The following is a 17,881-nucleotide window of genomic DNA, read 5'->3' on the forward strand; positions in this document are numbered from 1 at the left end:
ACACCCCGGCCAGTCCCATGTCGCGGAACTCCCGAAGGAAGCAGATGTCCGTGCGCCGTAGCGCCACGTCACGTGAATCCAGTGCCCGAGCCCGTTCGCCACTCGACCTGGTTCGGGGCGCCGGGCGTGCGGTGCGGATCGGTCTGTTCCTGTTGTTCGCGCTGTTCTCCCTGACCATGGCCGTGCCCGTCCCGGCGCAGGCACTCGACTTCGCCTGTGACTTCACGGGCGACGACGACTATCAGATGGACAACCCCGGCAACATCGAATCGATCATCCCGGCAGTCAAGCAGTGGGAGAACGCACGCGGTAAGAACCTCAACGACACGACCGGCCTGTTCGGCGGCCCCACCGAACTTCCGAGGCACGCCAAGAACTACACGATGTACGAGCTCGACGGCATGCGTGGCATGAACTGGTCCATGACCATGCGCGGCCGGGGAGACGCCTCCCAGGACGGCGGGTTCATGGGGTCGAACGCCAACGGTGCCGACGACTGCTCCATCATGGACTTCGTCAACAACGGCATAGCCAACACCGTGTTCGACGGCACCAAGCTGTTCACCCGCGCGGCCATCTCCATCAAGGAGTACGCCTCCAACCCCAGTCCGCTCGGCGGTCTGTACGAGGGGCGCGACAATGCCGTGGACAAGCTCAAGAAAAACCTGTTCATACCTGCCGTCCCCGTGATGATCTCCCTGACCGGGATCTGGGTGTTCGGGAAGTGGCGCAAAAACGAGATGCGTGAGGCGTGGTCCGGCGTCGGCTGGGCAGCGCTGACCACCATCGCCGTCGTGGCCATGCTCACCGGCGGCAATTACAACAAGCTCATCAATGAAGCGGACGCCGGCATCGCCCAGGCCAACTCGCTGCTCAGCGAGGCGGTCCTCAGCGGCCTTTCCGGGAAGATGCAGCCCCCCTGTGACCTGCCTGACGATGCGCCCAACCGGGGTGTGCGCGTCAACAGCTGCGCCATGTACGACACGCTGGTGTTCCGGCCGTGGGCCCTGGGGCAGTTCGGCGACGCCGGCACCAACTGCGTCTTCCGGAAAGGGTCGGGCAGCATACAGGGCGGCGCGTGCGTCCCGAAGAACGCAGGGAAAGAGTGCGACTGGGGCTCCGGCGCGCGGTGTGAGGACCTCCGGGTGATCCAGTTGGTGGCCCAGTCCCGGACCAACAAGGAGATCGGCAAGGATCTCAAGAAGTACGACGATGACTGGGTCCCCATCCGCTATGACATCGCCGGCGGCAAGGACGCCAACGGTGACAAGCCGGACCAGTACATCTACCCCGTCACCTTCGACGAGTGGGCCGGCAGGAACGCCGGCGACCGGCTCGGGATCGCCTTCTATTCGCTGATCGCCGCACTGATCGTCGGTCTGATGGTGATCGTGCTCAGTGCCCTCACGCTGTTGTGGCACGCGGTGACCCTGATCATGATCATCATGCTGCCGCTGATCGCGACGCTTGGCATCCATCCGGCCCAGCAGAAACTGCTCAAGGGCTGGTTGGAGACCTTCATCCACAGCTTCGTCCTGCGTGCCGGCTTCGGCGTCATCCTCACCGTGTTGTTGGTGCTGTACCAGATGATCCTGCCGTCCCGGATATCCCTCTTCATGCAGTTGCTGATGCTGCTGCTGGTCACCATCGCCGTCGTGATGATGCTCAAGAAGCTGCTCTCGGGTGCCTACAGCCCGAAGATCGCGGGTGCGGAAGACGCGCTGGGCGTGGGTGACATGGCGAACTCGCTGACCGGGCAGCTGGGTGCCCAGGGGCAGCGTCTCGCGGGCAATGCCGCCGCCGGGACCGCCAGGGCGGCCGGCCGGGTCGCCGGACGGGGCGCCGGGAACGTCGGACGGGGCATGGACAAGGCCGTACTGGGGGGACGGCTGCAGAAGGGTGGTTGGATCGCGCCGAGCAACCCCAAGCGGAAGCAGCGCAAGGCCGCGCAGATGGGGGCGGAGGTCCAGAAGGACCAGTACGACGAGATGGTGAAGAGGAGGGACTCGGCGCCGGAGCCGGGGCAGCCCGGCGACCAGGGGTCCCAGCCGTCCCGTCGCCGCAGCGGGCGGGTCAGCGCGTCCACGCAGTCGGCGCCCCAGCAGCAGGGGCAGGGGGCCGCTTCGGGACCCGCCCCCGCCGCACCCGCGCCCGCACCGCAGACTCCCGCGCCCGCCCCCGCAGCGCCGCCGGCTCCCCGCTCCGGCGGCCGGGTCAGCGGCGACGACGGAGCGCCGCGTCGGCAGCAGCCAGCGCGGGCGGCGGAGCCGCGGACCCCGCAGCCGCCCGCGCCACCGCACCAGCCTCCGCCGCCACGCAACGGCGACCGGATGCCCCGCTAGGAGACGCCGACCATGGCAAGCGTGATCACCGACCACCCGCCGGGGGAGGTCGCCGCCGAGCTGGGCGCGCTGCTGCGCGTGGACTGGCGCACCGTATGGAACGGGATCCCGGCCGACGAGGACGGGCGCCGCGCGTGGTGCGCGGCCTCCGGATGGGAGCCGCTCTGGCCGGAGGCGGGCCTGTGGGTCCGTACGCGCCGGGGCGGCCGGCTGCACCTGGCCGCCCCGGCGGCCCCGGGCCGGCCGGTGACCTCCGCTTCGTACACGGTGTGGAAGGTCAGGGCCGATACGGCGTCCGAAGCCGCGGACCTCACCGCGGCCGGCCTCGACCGCTACGGGGCCCACCTCGCGCGGACGACCGCCGCGCTGGGCGCTCCCGGCTGGGAGGGCGCCTGGGACAGCCCCGGCTTCCCGGCGCCGCCGGCCCCGGGCCGGTGGGGCGACCGCGACGAGCGTCTGGAGCGGCAGGCCCCGTACCGGCTCGCCCAGTGGAGGTACCCCAACCCGCTCGCACCGGTGATCGTGCTCGCCCTCGACTACCGGCCGGGGGCAGATGCGACGATCACTCTGACCTGCCACGGCCCGGCCGACCCGGAAGCGGCCGCCGGTCCCGGCTGGCTGCTGTGACGTACGAGACGCGAGGAAGAGACAGCGACATGGGCACCCCATTCGAACCGCCGGTGAACCGGACCCCGCAGGAGCTGGTGACCGAGCTGCGCGGGCTGGCCGACGTGCACTGGGAGACCGTGTGGAACGGCCCCCCACTGCCCGGTCAGGGCCTGGACATGTGGTGCGCGCAGTTCGGCTGGACGCCGACCCAGTTCGAGTACGTGCTCAACGTGCGCACCGACACTGGGGGCGAGTTGACACTGAATGCACAGGGCGGCAGCTGGGCGCCGGTGCAGAGCCTGTCCCACTGGGTGTGGGGGAAGACGGCGGACACCGCGGCCGGCAACCCGGACGTGCTGGCCGAGGCGGCGCGCGTCTGGCCCGTCTACGTCACCGCGGTGTCCTCGGTGCTCGGCGAGCCCGCCTGGGAAGGGGCCTGGGACTCGCCGTCCTTCCCGGAGGAACTGGGCCCGTACGCGGTCCCCAAGCCGGAGCACCGGTTGGAGGACAAGAACCCCTACCGCATCGCCTACTGGGAGCTCGCAGCTCCGGGCGGCGCCCTCGCCAGCCTCCGGATCACGCCGGCCCTGGGCACCGCCGACGGGTCCGATGCCGGAGCGGTCAACATGAGCCTGCGCGTGTATCCCCGTCCGCTCGAGGCCGGAACACGATGAGCCCGGAACCGATACCGAAGTACATCGAGCAAGGCGCCCTGCGCCGGGCGAGCGCCCGGTACGAGGCGTCGCAGCAGGCCAGGCAGGACCCGAGGTCCGTAGCGCGACGCATCAAAGCCGCTGCCAAGGCGGCGGAGGCACCCTCGGCGAAGGCATACATCGACCAGCTGGCCGAGGACGAGTCCAAGCTGATCCCGTCCCCCGGTACGCACCCGATCAGCGCCTTCTGGTCGTTCGGGGTGGAACACCCCGCGGTGCCGCCGAACAAGGACGGCGTCCACTTCCTGGACCAGCGCTTCATCGCCGAGGAATGGGCCCACCAGCGGAACAAGGCCAAGCCGGGCGTCGCGCAGACGCTGGAGACCACCCGAGGGGGGCGTGAACTCGACGACATGTTCCTGTGGGAGGACGAGGTCATCGACGCCCTCGGTGGCGCGTCGGCGGGCTTCACCCCGGGGTACGCCAAGGAGACCTGGCAGAAGATCTCGAAGACGTACGCCAAGGTCGCCGAAGGCCGGGCCATCGTGTTCGCCCAGACCGCGCACACCCGGTCCATCCTGCACCGGGAGGAACTGGTCGCGCTGTGCGGCAACCCCAAGGTCGGTCTCGACAACATCCATTTCGCCTACGAGGCGCCGCCCTCGTGGCCGGCGCAGACCCGGGCGGAGGCGGGTACGAACGCGGTCCGGGCGGTCGCCCAGTTCGACGATCCGACCCTGCCGCGGTACATCGACCCGTGGTCCTACGCCGCCGACGAGCCCGAGGTGCGCAAGAACGAGGTCGACAAGGTCCTGGCCGCCGGGACGCCGAACCTGGATGCCGCTGCCGTAAAGGAGCCGCCCCTCCAGGCTCCGCCGAAGAGCGTCCGTACTCCGCTGTGGCAGGTGGGCTTCAAACCCACGCCCACCGCATCCCGGCGCGGGGCCTCCGGGCCGTCCGCCGGCACCGGCGCGGGGGCGGCTCCCGGTCTCGCGCCCCGCCCCCACGCCACAGGAATGGACGGCCCGGCATGACCCCTCGTCCCTCTCGGGCCGGCTCCGCCGGCCTGCGGTCCCTCCGTCGCCTCCTGCGTCAGGAGAAGAGCGACGACTGGGCCGTGCGGCTGCTGCCCCGGGTCGTCTTCGGGCTGGCCGGTGCCTACACGGTCTTCCTGCTCGCCTCGGTCAGCATGTCCTCGTTCGTCGCCGTTTCTGCGGTGCTCCTCTTGGCCGCGGCCGGGTGGCTGCTGCGCCGCCGAGGCCAGTTCCTGCTGGCGCTCGTCTCGACGACCGTCACCTCCGCGGTCACCGGATATCTCGCGGCCGTGGGCGCCATGGCCCGCGGAGAGGCGGACGGACTGCTCAGCGGACAGGCCGTGTTCGGATACTGGGCGCTCGCCGGGATGGCCCTCCTGGGGGCCTGGATCCCCCGGGACCACCCCGGTCGCCGCGGGGTCACGGTGCTGACGGCCGATGTGGTCCTCGTCGTGACGTCCGCCGTGGGAACGGTTCTCCCGGCCGCGTCGGTCCCGCTCGGCTTCCTCGGCGTGACCCTGGTACTGGCCGTTCGCGGTGGCGGATTCACAGCGGTCCGGAGCCGGCTCGGACGGGCGGAGCGCCTGGGTTCGCGACGCCCCGTGCCGACTTCCGATACCGACCGTTAGTTGACTGATGGACCATCACGCCCCAACGCGCACAGGCACGGAAGCCGGTTGTGGAACAACTTTGTCGATGCCAATTGACCTGCTCTAGAGTCCCCGGGAGTCTTGATCAACCCGGGGGGATCTTTCATGGTCACGACAGTACGCAAAGTGCCGCCAACATCCGTTCGGTCAGCCGGTTCCTCCGCCCCACTGCCGTGCCAGCGGCGACCGGACATATTCAGCCAGCCGCTGCTCACCAATCCGCCCGGGGGCAAGGCGGGGCCACCGCTCCAGACGCGCAGGCGCCAGGCGCTGACCCACGCGGCCCGGCAGCTCTGCTCCTCCTGTCCCCTGTGGGCGGAATGCCTGCGGGACGCCGTCGTCCAGTCCGATCCCGGCGGCTACGCGGCGGGCACCACCCGGCAGGACCGGCGGTGGATCCGGCGGCGGATCGCGCTCGGTGACGCCCAGGGGCGGCTGGCTCTCTGGCCGGACCGCGAGGCGAGGCACGTGGACGCCGAGGCCGTACTCGCCGCGTTCCACGCGCTGCAGGAGCACTGGGCGAGCCGACCCGCGCTGTCGTCGGCCACGGGTACGCCCGAGGGTCCGGTCCGCCAGGGCTACGGCAGGGCACACCGCGTCGCGGCAAGCGGCGAGCCGCACACCGGTCAACAGCGAGTCAACACGGACGAGGTATCGATGGCGCCCCCGGCAGGCGAACGGATCACTTTCTCACTCGACGATCCGGCCCGAGCCATACAGACGGCCGTACTCGGCCCCCTGGTGCGCTCCACGCTGTCCACCCTCGAAGTCACCGAGCAGATCGCGGCCATGCTGGTCCGCATGCCCACCACAGGGATCAGGCCGGAGCTGCTGGGCGCCTTGGGCGAAGTGCGCCGACGCCTTGCGGCGTGGTGTGCGGCATCGGGCGATGCCGGTCCGTACCGCCCGGCGGGGGGCGGGCTCACCGGATCGGTGAGCCTGGAACTCGTGACCAGTGATCCGCTCGGAGCCTTGCGGCAGGACATCTTCGAACCCTTGCTGAACCGGCTTGCCGAATCGATTCGCCAGATCGAGGTGCTCACGGCGGTGCTGAGCACCGCACCGGACGACGGTGACGGCGTCGCCCCGGGCGGCAGCTCCCAGGTCGGCGACTCGCCCGACCGAGCGGAACCGGCCGCCCTGCAGACGGCCCTGGGGGAACTCGGCGCGCACATCGCCCAGTACGCCTCCGAGGCGCCACGGCCCCGGGTTGCCGCCTGGCCCGCCGACGGCATCCGGCGCGACACGCCGCTGCGCTCCGTACCGGACCTCGCTTCCGGGGATGCGCCCCCGATCGCCCCGGCAGCCGCGCCGAGCCTCCGGCGGGCCGTCGAGCAGGCGGTGACTTCCTTCCCGGGGCCGTTCACCGGCCGGGACGTCCTGCTGGCGCTGCCCCGGGGGGCGTACCGACAGCCTGCGAAGTCGGTCAGCAACGCCTTGTCCGCCATGTCCCAGGCGGGTCGCCTGCTGCGCGTGTCCCGCGGCAGGTACGCCCTGGCCGCTCCGTCCACCGGCGTATCCGCCGCGAGCTCCTGAAGGGGTCCGCACCATGCATCCCACGCACCCGGCCGCCGAAGTCCGCGTCTTCTCGCACAGCGCGGGGCTCATCGACGGCGTTCCCGTGACCGCACCGCCGTACGTCGACATCCAGGAGGTCGTGATCGCGATCCTCCAGCAGCGCGCCCAGCAGATGGGCGGGCCGGCCCCGGCGACGATCAGCGACGACCGCTACGGCGGCACGATCCGCATCCTGATCCACCCGGACGGAACCACGGAACCGGCGGACTGAGCCGCTCGCCGGCCGCCGAAGGCCCCTCGTCCGTGGGCCGTGGCCGCCTCCGGAGCCGGTGACACCACCCCCAGCCGTAACCGGCGGGGGAGGAGGCCATGCCGGCTCCGGAGGCCGGGCGCTCCATCGCAGGGCCGCCCGAATCGGTCCCGGGTGGTCAGGAGGTGCGGGCGCGCTGGGTGATCACGATGCAGGTGAGCACGATGGCGGCGGTGAGCGGGACGGCCGGGGTGATGTGTTCGCCGAGCAGGAGCACCGCCCACACCAGCGTCAGCAGCGGCTGCGCCAGCTGGAGCTGGCTCGCCCGTGCCACGCCGATGAGGCCCATGCCCTTGTACCAGACGACGAATCCGCCGAACTGCGAGATCCCGGCGATGTAGGCCATGCCGACCAGGGCCTTCGCGGTGAAGTGGACGGGCTCGTGCGGGAGCGCCCACAGGGCCACGGCGAGGTTGACGGGGGCGGCGAGCACGACGCCCCAGGCGATGACGCGCCAGCCCGGCATGCCCGCTCCGGAGAGCCGGCCGCCGAAGGCGTAGCCGGCCGCGCAGACCAACAGGGCACCGAAGAGGTAGAGGTCCGCGACGGTGGGCCGGCCGTGGTTCTGCGACAGCGTGTACACGATGACGGTCGCCGCTCCGAGGCCCGCCGCAGCCCAGAAGACCTTGGACGGGCTGCGCCGGGTGAGGACGGCGGAGAACACCGCGGTGGCCATCGGCAGCGCACCGATCACGACCGCCGAGTTCGCGGTGGACGAGGTCTGCAGGGCGAGCGTGGTGAGCAGCGGGAAGCCGACCGCGCAGCCGCCGGCGACGACGGCGAGCCCGGGCCAGTCCGCGCGGGCCGGCAATGGCGCCCGGGCGATGAGGAGCGCGGCGCAGGCGATGACGGCGGCCAGGACGCCGCGGACCCCGATGGCGCTCCACGGCCCGAACCCGTCGAGCGCCCACATCGTTCCGGGGAAGCTGAAGGAGAAGCTGACCACGCCGAGGGCGGCGAAGAGGGTGCCGCTGGAGACCGCGGGTGTGGTGAGGGGGGCGAGGGAACCCTGCTGTGCCGTCATGACTGTCCGTTCTTGCGGTTGCGGGAGATTTCTTCCAGCCGTACGGAGATGACCTGCGCGAACCGGGCGGCGGCGCTTTCGGCGAACGGCATGCTGAACGAGGGCTCGCAGAGCTCCAGTTCGAGGACGAGCGGCTTTCCGTCGGCATCGCGGATGAGGTCGACGCGGCCGTAGAGCAGCGGCCCTCGGAGCTCCAGGTGGGCGGCCGCGGCGTCCAGGGCCGCCGCGGCGACCGCCCGTTCGTCCTCGGCGGCGTCCCGGGCCGTGCGGGCCTCCTGGGTCGGCTCGTCGACCGTGCCGTCCGGCAGGAGGAGCGCGCGCTTGCGGATGGCGTGGCTGTAGACCCCGTCGAAGTGGATGAGGTCGGTCTCGCCGTCGTGGTCGACCGAGTCCAGGTAGGGCTGCAGGATGACGTGGCAGCCCTGGTCGAGCAGCTTGGCCACGTACGCGGCCGCCTCGGTCCCGGACGACCGGGGGAAGCGCTGCACGTCCCTGGAGTAGGCGCCGACGGTCGGCTTCACCACGATCTCCCGGGCCCGGTCGTGCCGGGCGAGGAACGTGCGCAGGGCCGCCGCCGGGTCGGCCCCGGGGGCCACGAAGCCGCTGGGTACGACCGGTACGCCGGCCGCGGCCAGATCGGCGAGGTAGCGCTTGTCGAGGTTCCACCGCACCACAGGGAGCGGGTTGAACAGGTACGTCACGTCGGTGACGTACTCGCACCAGTCCAGGAACTGCGGGAGGCTCTCCACGTAGCTCCACGGCGAGCGCAGCAGCACGGCGTCGAAGCGGTCCCAGTCGATGTCCGGGTCTCGCCAGGAACATATCTCGGCCCTGATTCCGGCCGCTTGGCAGGCGTCGAGCAGCAAGGGCATGTCGTAGTCGATGGCGAGGCTGGTCTCGTCGGTGACCAGGGCCAGATGGTTGCCCATCGGGTGAACTCCAATACGGGGGGGAGAGGCGGGGGACCAGGAGGAGGGCCGGGCGGCTACCAGGGGACGGTCTCCGCGCCGTGGGTGTAGCTGCCGGTCGGGCCGTCGTCGCCGAGGAGCGCCATCGTGACGCTCGTCCGGGCTCCGTCCACGACGTCGAGATCGCCCGCGCCGTCGTTCATCGCGGTCCTGGTGTAGCCCGGGTGGACGGCGTTCACCTTGACCGGTGTCCCCCGCAGCTCGTAGGCGAGGTGGACGGTCCAGGAGTTGACCGCGCTCTTTGAGGCGCTGTAGGCCGGGAGCGACTTGAACATGGGGCTGTACGCGTACGACTCGGGGTCGCTGTGCGTGGTCAGCGAACCGAGCAGGCTGGACACGTTGACGATGCGTGCGGCCGGCGACCTGCCGAGCAGCGGCAGGAAGGCCGTGGTCACCTCGACGACGCCGAACAGGTTGGTGTCGAAGGTCTCCCGCCACTGCCGCAGCGGCTGCTCGGACGGCTGCTTCCCGTACTCCTCGACGCGGATGCCGGCATTGTTGACGAGGATGTCGAGGCGGCCGTGCCGGCTTTCCACCTCCCGGGCGGCGGCCCGGATGCTCTCCGGGTCCGTGATGTCGAGTACGAGCGGGTCGACGGGCAGGCCGTCGCCGCGCAGCGCGGCGGCGGCCCGGTCGACCGCTTCGCGGTCGCGGCCGGCGAGCAGGACGTGGACGCCGGCGGAGGCGAGCTGGCGCGCGGTCTCGAAGCCGATGCCCCGGTTGGCGCCGGTGACGAGGGCGAGTCCGGGCAGCGGTTCGGGCATGGGGATCTCCAACACAGGGGTGGGGTAGTGGGGGATGGGGACGGCGGTACCGGTCCGCTAGAGAACGGTCAGGAACTTCGCCACGGGCGCCCCGAAACGGGCGGTGTCGATCAGGAAGGCGTCGTGCCCCTCCCGGGAATCCATTGCCGCGAATTCGACGTCCGTGCCACCGGCGGAGAGGCCCTCGGCGATCTGCCGCTGCTGCCGCAGCGGGAACAGGATGTCCGTCTCCACCCCGATGACCAGCGCCTTCTCCAGGCGGATACGGGAGAGCGCCTCGTCGGTGGCGGTACCGCAGGACTCGCCGAGGTCGAACCGGTCCATGCAGCGGCTGAGGCAGAGGTAGCTGTTGGGGTCGAAACGGCGGGCGAAGCGCCGGGCATGGCGTTCCAGGTAGTCCTCCACCTGGAATTCGTGGCCGAAGGGTGCGTCGCGGCCGTCGGCCGCGCGGTCCTGCGGCGCGATCCGCGCGCGGCCGAACCGTTCGTCCCACTCCCGAGCCGACCGGTAGGTCAGCATGCCCAGCTTGCGCGCGGTGAACATGCCGCGCTGCGGGTAGCGCCCGTCGTCGTACCGCCCCCCGTTCCAGTGCGGGTCGCACCGGATCGCCTCGCGCTGGAGGGAGCGGATCGCGATCGAGAACGGCAGGGCGCGCGCCGCGCCGCAGATGTTGACGTGGCCGCGGGCCAGCCCGGGATGGCGGCCCAGCAGGGACAGGGCGCTCATGCCGCCCATGGACGTGCCGATCACGCACGCCAGCCGGTCGATGCCCAGCGCGCGAACGGTGTGGGCCGCCGCGTCGGCGATGTCCTCCATCGACAGCTCGGGGAAGCCGGGTCCGTAGGGCTCGCCGGTGGCGGGGTCGACCGACGCGGGCCCGGTGGACCCCTTGCAACTGCCGAGCGAGTTGAGGCAGATCACGTACCAGCGATCGGTGTCGACGGGCTTTCCGGGCCCCACCATCGCCTCCCACCAGCCGGGGCCGGTGTCGGCGGGGTGGGAGGCCGCGTGGGCGTCGGGCGAGAGACCGGTGAGGATGAGGACGGCGTTGTCGCGCTCCGGGGTCAGCCGTCCGACGGTCTCGTACGCGATGCGCGCGCCGGTCAGCGTTCCGCCCAGGCGCATGGCGAACCGTGCGGGGAGGTAGGCGAAACGGGCCGCGGGGGGGATGAATTCCCTCATGTGTCTGGTTCCTGCCAGGTGGTGGTGTGCCGCGAGACGATGGGGCCGCCTGCCGGGGGTCAGGCCACGTCGGCGCCGGATCCCAGGGACGCGAGCCACTCGTCGTCCGAGCCTTCGGCCACCCCTTCCATGAGGAACGTGGAGAGGTAGCGCTCGCCGGTGTCCGGGAGCATGGCGAGCAGCACGGAGCCCGCCGGCGCGGTCTCGGCGACGCGCAGCGCGGTCGCCAGGGTGGCGCCGGCCGAGATGCCGGTGAAGATGCCCTCCTCGGCGGCGAGGCGGCGCGCGGTGTCGCGCCCCTCCACCTCGTCGACGGTGACCAGTTCGTCGATGACGCTGGCGTCGAGCACGCCGGGTACGAAGTTCGGGGCCCAGCCCTGGATCCGGTGGACGTTCCACTCCTGTCCGGCGAGCACGGCGGCGTTGTCCGGCTCGGCGGCGACGATCCGTACGCCGGGGCGGGCCGTCTTCAGCATCTGGCCGACGCCGGTGAGGGTGCCGCTGGTGCCGAATCCGGTGACGAAGTAGTCGAGCCGCTTGCCCGCGAAGTCGCCGAGGATCTCCGCGGCCGTGGTCTCGCGGTGGTACGCCGGATTGGCCGGGTTGTCGAACTGGTTGGCCCGGAACCAGCCGTGCTCCGCGGCGAGTTCGTCGGCGATCCGGTTGCCGCCGCTGCTGCCGAGGTGGCCCGGGAAGAGGAGCACCCTGCCGCCGTAGGCCCGGATGAGCTTGCGCCGTTCCGCCGAGTACGTGTCGCCCATCACCGCCACGAACCGGTAGCCGCGGGCCGCGGCCACCATCGCCAGGGCGATGCCGACGTTCCCGGAGGTGCACTCGACGATGGTGTCGCCGGGCTTGAGCAGCCCCTTCGCCTCGGCGTCGAGGACGACCGAGAGTGCGAGGCGGTCCTTCACGGAGCCACCGGGGTTGAACGACTCGACCTTCACGTAGACCGTTGCGTGCGCCGGGGACATGCGGTGCAGCCGGACGATCGGGGTACGGCCGATGGTGTCGAGGATGCTGTCGTGGAGGGGCATCGGAAGGTACTCCTTGGACGGTGTGGGTGGTGTTCCGGGACGGGGACGGCAGGACTAGGCGGCCGGGCTGCTCTCGAAGGCGGGGGCGACCATGGCGAGGATCGTTTCGACCGCCTGTGCGCTCAGCTCGTCGTCCAGCGGGGCGTTGAACTCGGCGAGTTCGACGCCGCGGAGCTGCTCCGCCGGGATCGCGTCGAAGATCGCCCGGATCTGCTCGGGCAGCAGGCCGTCCGGCACCGTGTAGTCCGCCGGTACGTGGCCCGGTTCGAGCACGTCCCAGTCGATGTGCACCCACACCGGGGAGTCGCCGATGGCCGCCAGGACGTTCTCCGCCGTGGTCTGGGCCGGGGGGATGACCCGGACGCCGTGCTCGGCGATCAGCCCGCCCTCGGCCTCGTCGATGTCGCGGGCCCCGACCAGGACGGCCTGCCCGGGGCGCAGGCCGGAGCCGTGGCCGCTGTCCCAGAGCCCGCAGGCGCCGGCGAGGACCATCCCGCCCAGGTACCCGGTGCCGGTCGTCTCCGGCGTGTTGAAGTCGCCGTGCCCGTCGATGTAGAGCACGACGGCGTCCGGGTGCTCCCTGGCCACGACCGGCAGCGTGCCGAGGCTCGCGGAGCAGGTGTTGGAGATCAGCACCGTCCGGCTGCCGTTCGCGATGCTCTCGGTGACGGCCCGGCGCAGCCCGGTCAGCGTCTCCCGGGCCTGCGGAAGGCTGACGCTCCAGTCGTCGTCGGCGGGCGGCGCGGGCTCGCCGATGAAGCGGGCGGTGAGTCCGTAGCGGTCCTCCAGGGCCCGCGCGATGCGGGCGGCGCCCTCGATCATCCGGGGCTCCCGGTCGGCCACCCGGCCCTGGGACACGATGAGCTCGATCATTTGGTGAGCATCTCCTGTTCGTTTTCGAAAGCCGGCTGGGGCCGGAAAGGGCAGACGCCCTTTCGTTCGGCGTTCTCCTCGATGAGCCCGTACTGGAGCCATTCGAGTGCTCCGACGCCGTAGGAGCCCAATTGCGGCGAGTGCTGCATTCCGTCGTAGAGATGTATTCGATTGCGGATGTTGGCGCGGACCTTCCGGCCGCTCGGCGTCTCGCCGGCGAACACGTCGAAACGTTCCCGCGGATTGATGACGATGGCGAAGTGCTCGCCGAGATTCCGGCTGCGCCGGTTCAGGTGCGCGGGACTGCTCATGTTGCAGAACAGCGGCATCCCGTTGAAGCACATGGACCAGGATGCGGAATCCGGATCCGGCCCGACGTCCGCCGGCCAGGGGGCGGGGTCGAGGTGGTGCAGTTCCTGTAGCACCCACCAGCCGAAGGCGTGGTACTCCTCGACCGTGCGCGCGGTCACGGCCTCCTTCGAGAACATCACGAGCAGCGGATATGCCGTGTCGAGCTGTCCGTCCCAGTCCCGGGACAGCCCGACGTACTCGGTGAGGGCCGCCGCGAGGTGCCGGAAGCCGTCGCTGTCGGCGCTCTCCACGAAGACGAACCGCAGGAGCTGCTTCCGGAACGCGTTCCGGGAGAAGACGCACGGGAAGTCCGGACCGCCGAGCCGGGACGCGATCTGGTCGAAGACGGCGCGGTGCCATCCCCCTCCGCCTTCGAGGACTTGCGTCTGGGAGATCAGCTTCGTGGTCTGCTGCAACCTTTCCACCTGAGCATCCATTTCTACGGGCCCTGCCGTTTCGAATGAGGGGGGATGAGAGGGTCGATGCCCTTTCCGGGACGTGCCGCGACTCCGGCGCATTCGTGCGGAGGCGGAGATTTCGGTACGGGTTCGGTCCATGTCCCCACCGGGGCCTTCTGATTCGCTTCACCGGGCCGCGGCGTCGCCATCGTTCCGCAGGAATTCCGGGTTCCGCAACGTCTTGCCACCAAGGGCTCAGTGGGGGTGTACACCGCGTACGCCGATGGTTGTATGGCGATGCGCCCGAGCCCATTCCTAGGCTGCGGCCGTGATGAATTCCGCTGGCCACCTGAGCGTCCCCGTTTCGGCTCGCATTCCGGCTCTCCGATGGCACGACGCCGCACATGCGGCGCGTTTGTGCTGGGCGGAAGCCCGCCCGTCGGTACAGCTGGTGTTCCTGCTGCGGTTCGTGGTGGGGACGGTGTCCGCCGGTGAGCTGCCGCAGGCCGCGGGCCGGACCGTGCTCGGCTTGGCGGCCTGGTGGTGCGCGGTGTCCTGCGCGTACCTGCTCAACGGCGTGACGGACGTCCGGGAGGACCGGGCGAACGGCTCCCGGCGGCCGATCGCCCGGGGCGACCTGCCCGTTCGCACCGCCGGGTCCGTCACGGCCCTGCTGGCGGTCGCCGCGCTGGTCCTCGGGGGCCTGGCCGGGTCCGGGGTGCTCGGGTGGGTGGTGGGCTTCCTGCTGCTCGGCTGGGTGTACTCGGCCTCCCCGGTGCGGGCGAAGGAGTCGAGCGGGCTCTGCGCGGTGGTGGTGTTCGGCCTGGGCGCGACCTCGTACGCGGCGGGTGTCTCGGCGGCCGGGTCCGGGTGGACCGCGACCGGCGGGGTGTTCGGCTGCGTGATGGCGGCCTGGATGGCTCTGGTCGGTTCCCTGGTCAAGGACTTGGGGGACGCTGGCGGGGACGCGGCCGGGGGGCGGCGCACCGTGGCGGTCGTGCGCGGAGTGGCGGCGGCGCGGTCCCTGGCCGTGGCGGGTGCCGTGCTGGTCGGCGCGGCCGGGACGGCGGCGGCCGCCCTGTGGGCCCCGCTCGCCCTCGTGGGGACGGTGCCGGTGGCGGCCGGGGCGGTGTGGGTGGTCGCCCGGGTGGTGGGCGACGCCCGGCGGGCCGACGCGGACCGCGCACAACGGCGCGGCGCCTACCGGGCCTTCATGGTCACGCAGTACGGCGCGAACCTGCTCATGCTGGCCGCGTTCGCCGCAGCGTGAGCCGGGACGTCAGCAGGGTCGGATCAACCCTGGCCGGGGAAGGCCTTGTTGAGCGCCTGTACCCGGGAGCCGGCCCCCAGCTTGCGGTAGGCGTTGTGCAGATGGCGCTTGACGGTGGCCTCGCTGATCTCGAACCTGCGGCCTATCAGCCGGTTCGTCAGCCCCGCCCGGACCGCCTCCAGGATCTGCCGCTCCCGTAGGGTCAGCAGATCCAGTGCCGACGCGTCCGAGGCGTCCCCGGCAGCCCCGGGAGCCTTCTCCGCCTCTTCGGGGACGGACGGCCGCTGGGCCTCCTCGTAGCCTCTGATCCCTTGGTACAGGCGGCTTCCGGCAGCGGCCCGGAAAGCGGTGCTCACGGTCTGCGCCGCCGCGTGGCGCTCATCGGCCCGCACCAGTTCGACGGCCTCCCCGACCGCGACCTGCATGGCCTGCCAGAGCACCTCCGCCGCACGCACCGACTCGGAGACCGGAACCTGCTGCACCACGCGGTGGGCCCCGAGCAGCCGGGAATACTCCCGGACCCCCGGGGGCTCCGCGTGCTCACCGGCCTCCAGCGCGTGCGCGCACTCGGCGACGATGTTCTCCGCCTGATGGCGGCACTGCCGCCAGATGTCCTCGCGTGACACCAGTGGGCTGCCGAGTCGTCCCAACGCCGCCCGGTACGCCTCGATGATCTCGGGTGTGGCGGAACGAAGCTGCCGGGCAGCCGCCTGATGACCCACTGATGTCTCCTTCCGGCCACGAAGCGCCGTGGTCGCCCGTCCCGGGCGACGCTCTCCGTGTGGTGGCGTGGGCAAGCTAACATCCGAGCGGTGCCCCCGAAAGAGAAGATCCAATTGGTGGGATCGCGGGTCACCGCGCGTAGTCGTCGCTGGCTGTGCCCCCAGGTGCGGGCCGACGTCACCTGCTGTGAACCGGGCGCCCGACAGCTCCCCTTCGGCTGCTCCGCCGACGTGGCGGACAGCGCTTTCCGTGGACGCGGACGCGACCCGCGTGGCCCCCGGTGGCCGGTTCCGGTCGCCGTGGTGAGGGGGGAGGGCTAGCTTTGGTTGGTGGTGCTCGGGGGTCTCGTGGTAGGAGGCCAGGCATGACGAAACGTTGGCGCGGTGCGGCGGTCGGGGCGGCCGCGGTGGGGCTCGTGGTGGTACCGCTCGGGGTCAGCGCGGGTTACGCCTGGGACACGGCCGGCTCCCCGGCCGCCGTGACACGTGCGGCAGCGCAACCGTCGCCTGCGCCGTCCGACGAATTCGCACAGCTGACGCCCGCCGTGCAGCGGCAGTTGGACGAGGCCGTCCAGAAGGTGATGAAGGAAGCCCAGGTCCCAGGAGTGATCGTCTCGCTTTCGGCGCCCGGCAAGGGCACCTACGAGCGGACCTTCGGGGTGGCCGACAAGGCCACCGGTGCTCCGATGAAGCCGGACCTCAACATGCGGATCGGCAGCGAGACCAAAACCTTCACCGTCACCGCCCTGCTGAAACTGGTCGACGCGGGCAAGGTCGGGCTCGACGACCCCATCGGCAAGTACGTCTCCGGCGTTCCCAACGGGGACCGGATCACCCTGCGCCAGCTCGCCGAAATGCGCAGCGGCCTCTTCAACTACTCGCAGGACCCGGGGTTCTTCAAGGCGCTGACCAGCGACCCCCAGCGCGCGTTCACCCCGCAGGAGCTGCTGGCGTACTCCTTCAAGCACCCGGTGATGTTCGCGCCGGGAGCCGACTTCTACTACTGCAACACCAACCTGATCCTGCTCGGACTGGTGGTGGAGAAGGCCAGTGGGGACAAGCTCTCCGACTACATCCGGCGCAACGTGCTCGAACCCGCCGGACTGCACCACACGCTCTTCCCCACCGGCGCCGAGTTCCCGAAGCCGCACGCCCAGGGCTACACGAACCAGACGGCAACCGGGAAGACCCAGGACTCGGCGGACTGGGACCCCTCCTGGGGCTGGGCCGCCGGAGCCATGATCTCCGACCGCGATGACCTGAGGACATGGGCCAAGGTGCTGGCCACCGGCACCCTGCTGACGCCGGAAACCCAGGCCCAGCGGTTGAAGGTGCTGAACGCGGACGACATCCCGGACTCCGGGTACGGCCTGGGCATCTTCAACGTCGACGGGTGGATCGGGCACAACGGCTCGCTGCCCGGCTACCAGTCCCTGACCATCTACCTCCCCGGGCCGCAGGCCACCTTGGTGGTGCTGCTCAACACCGATATCAGCTACCAGGGCGCCGAACCCAGCACCCTCTTCGGCCAGGCGATCACCAAGACGGTGACTCCGGACCACGTCTTCGATCTGCCCGCCCAGCCCGTGACCGGCCACTGAACCTGCCGCACAATGGGCCTCATGGACGAACAGACGCCGGGAGAGCGGGACGTGCGGTTGCGGGTCGCCGGAGCGGCGGACGTCGAAGCCGCCGCCGAGCTGTTCCGCGGCTACCTCGACTTCTACGAGGTGAAGGTCGAAGACCCGGACGCCCCGCGCGCGTTCCTCGCCGAACGCATCCGGGGCGACGAGTCGCTGGTCCTGCTGGCGGACGTCCCGGGAGTGGGCACGGTCGGCTTCGCGCAGGTCTACCGGACCTTCGCCTCGCTACAGCTACGGCCCGTGTGGGTCCTCAGCGACCTGTACGTGGCCCCCTCCGGCCGGCGCACCGGCGCCGGCCGGGCCCTGCTGCGGGAAGTGGTGCGTCGGGCGGCGGAGGCGGGCGTCTGCGGGGTCCAGCTGGAGACCGCCTACGACAACCACGTCGCGCAGGGCCTCTACGAGTCGGAGGGCTTCGTGCGGGAGGGGTACCACATCTACTTCCACGAGCTGGGCTGAGCGGTCGGTCCGCGCCGAACCGGCCCCGGCTCGGGCGGGTTTCAGATCAGGCGCGTTTCACGTGAAACAACCGCGCG

Annotated in this window: 18 protein-coding genes; 10 read left to right on the plus strand and 8 right to left on the minus strand. The window is 71.0% G+C overall.

Annotation, left to right across the window (positions count from 1 at the left end; all coding sequences use genetic code 11):
- Positions 1-131: 131 nt before the first annotated feature.
- The 7 genes from ACWGH1_RS03200 (at position 132) to ACWGH1_RS03230 (ending at position 7,077) form a co-directional block, all read left to right on the plus strand.
- Positions 132-2,342, plus strand: a complete 2,211-nt coding sequence (locus ACWGH1_RS03200; protein WP_453408371.1) for a hypothetical protein — start codon at positions 132-134, stop codon at positions 2,340-2,342.
- Positions 2,343-2,354: 12 nt separating this feature from the next.
- Positions 2,355-2,969 (plus strand): hypothetical protein, encoded by a 615-nt coding sequence (locus ACWGH1_RS03205; protein ID WP_453408372.1) that lies wholly within the window; start codon positions 2,355-2,357, stop codon positions 2,967-2,969.
- A 29-nt stretch (positions 2,970-2,998) separates the two neighbouring features.
- Complete coding sequence (locus tag ACWGH1_RS03210; RefSeq protein WP_453352746.1) at positions 2,999-3,625, plus strand: hypothetical protein; 627 nt, start codon at positions 2,999-3,001, stop codon at positions 3,623-3,625.
- Complete coding sequence (locus ACWGH1_RS03215; protein ID WP_453352747.1) at positions 3,622-4,638, plus strand: hypothetical protein; 1,017 nt, start codon at positions 3,622-3,624, stop codon at positions 4,636-4,638. Before ACWGH1_RS03210 ends, ACWGH1_RS03215 begins: the two co-directional genes overlap by 4 nt.
- Entirely contained in the window at positions 4,635-5,267 is a 633-nt protein-coding gene (locus ACWGH1_RS03220) for a hypothetical protein (RefSeq protein ID WP_453352748.1), read from the plus strand. Before ACWGH1_RS03215 ends, ACWGH1_RS03220 begins: the two co-directional genes overlap by 4 nt.
- Before the next feature lie 147 nt (positions 5,268-5,414).
- Positions 5,415-6,824, plus strand: coding sequence for a WhiB family transcriptional regulator (locus tag ACWGH1_RS03225; protein WP_453408373.1), 1,410 nt, complete (start codon positions 5,415-5,417; stop codon positions 6,822-6,824).
- A 13-nt stretch (positions 6,825-6,837) separates the two neighbouring features.
- Positions 6,838-7,077 carry a hypothetical protein gene (locus tag ACWGH1_RS03230; RefSeq protein WP_453352750.1) on the plus strand — a complete coding sequence of 80 codons (240 nt, stop codon included), beginning with the start codon at positions 6,838-6,840 and terminating at the stop codon, positions 7,075-7,077.
- A 157-nt stretch (positions 7,078-7,234) separates the two neighbouring features.
- On the opposite strand, the gene ACWGH1_RS03235 is transcribed toward ACWGH1_RS03230, so the two are convergent.
- The 7 genes from ACWGH1_RS03235 to ACWGH1_RS03265 are packed head-to-tail and all read right to left on the minus strand — an operon-like array spanning position 7,235 to position 13,731.
- Positions 7,235-8,140 carry a DMT family transporter gene (locus ACWGH1_RS03235; RefSeq protein ID WP_453352751.1) on the minus strand — a complete coding sequence of 302 codons (906 nt, stop codon included), beginning with the start codon at positions 8,138-8,140 and terminating at the stop codon, positions 7,235-7,237.
- Positions 8,137-9,069, minus strand: coding sequence for an ATP-grasp domain-containing protein (locus tag ACWGH1_RS03240; protein ID WP_453352752.1), 933 nt, complete (start codon positions 9,067-9,069; stop codon positions 8,137-8,139). Before ACWGH1_RS03240 ends, ACWGH1_RS03235 begins: the two co-directional genes overlap by 4 nt.
- A 56-nt stretch (positions 9,070-9,125) precedes the next feature.
- Positions 9,126-9,872, minus strand: coding sequence for an SDR family oxidoreductase (locus ACWGH1_RS03245; RefSeq protein WP_453352753.1), 747 nt, complete (start codon positions 9,870-9,872; stop codon positions 9,126-9,128).
- A gap of 57 nt (positions 9,873-9,929) precedes the next feature.
- Positions 9,930-11,054: a homoserine O-acetyltransferase MetX gene (gene metX / locus ACWGH1_RS03250; protein ID WP_453352754.1), complete on the minus strand. Its 1,125-nt coding sequence runs from the start codon at positions 11,052-11,054 to the stop codon at positions 9,930-9,932.
- Between the two features lie 59 nt (positions 11,055-11,113).
- Positions 11,114-12,091 (minus strand): cysteine synthase A, encoded by a 978-nt coding sequence (cysK, locus tag ACWGH1_RS03255; protein WP_453408374.1) that lies wholly within the window; start codon positions 12,089-12,091, stop codon positions 11,114-11,116.
- Between the two features lie 54 nt (positions 12,092-12,145).
- Complete coding sequence (locus ACWGH1_RS03260; RefSeq protein WP_453352756.1) at positions 12,146-12,964, minus strand: arginase family protein; 819 nt, start codon at positions 12,962-12,964, stop codon at positions 12,146-12,148.
- Positions 12,961-13,731, minus strand: a complete 771-nt coding sequence (locus tag ACWGH1_RS03265; RefSeq protein WP_453352757.1) for a YqcI/YcgG family protein — start codon at positions 13,729-13,731, stop codon at positions 12,961-12,963. Before ACWGH1_RS03265 ends, ACWGH1_RS03260 begins: the two co-directional genes overlap by 4 nt.
- Positions 13,732-14,164: 433 nt before the next feature.
- On the opposite strand from ACWGH1_RS03265, the gene ACWGH1_RS03270 reads away from it, so the two are divergent.
- The gene (locus tag ACWGH1_RS03270; RefSeq protein WP_453408375.1) at positions 14,165-14,983 is read left to right on the plus strand and encodes a UbiA family prenyltransferase; all 819 of its coding nucleotides are present in this window, start codon (positions 14,165-14,167) and stop codon (positions 14,981-14,983) included.
- A 23-nt stretch (positions 14,984-15,006) separates the two neighbouring features.
- Here ACWGH1_RS03270 and ACWGH1_RS03275 read toward each other — a convergent pair whose 3' ends face one another.
- Positions 15,007-15,705: a LuxR C-terminal-related transcriptional regulator gene (locus ACWGH1_RS03275; RefSeq protein ID WP_453352759.1), complete on the minus strand. Its 699-nt coding sequence runs from the start codon at positions 15,703-15,705 to the stop codon at positions 15,007-15,009.
- A gap of 365 nt (positions 15,706-16,070) precedes the next feature.
- On the opposite strand from ACWGH1_RS03275, the gene ACWGH1_RS03280 reads away from it, so the two are divergent.
- Positions 16,071-17,306 (plus strand): serine hydrolase domain-containing protein, encoded by a 1,236-nt coding sequence (locus ACWGH1_RS03280; RefSeq protein ID WP_453352760.1) that lies wholly within the window; start codon positions 16,071-16,073, stop codon positions 17,304-17,306.
- 21 nt (positions 17,307-17,327) lie between these two features.
- Complete coding sequence (locus ACWGH1_RS03285) at positions 17,328-17,804, plus strand: GNAT family N-acetyltransferase (RefSeq protein WP_453408376.1); 477 nt, start codon at positions 17,328-17,330, stop codon at positions 17,802-17,804.
- Positions 17,805-17,881 lie beyond the last annotated feature (77 nt).

It is taken from the genome of Streptomyces sp. NPDC054883 (assembly GCF_053610645.1).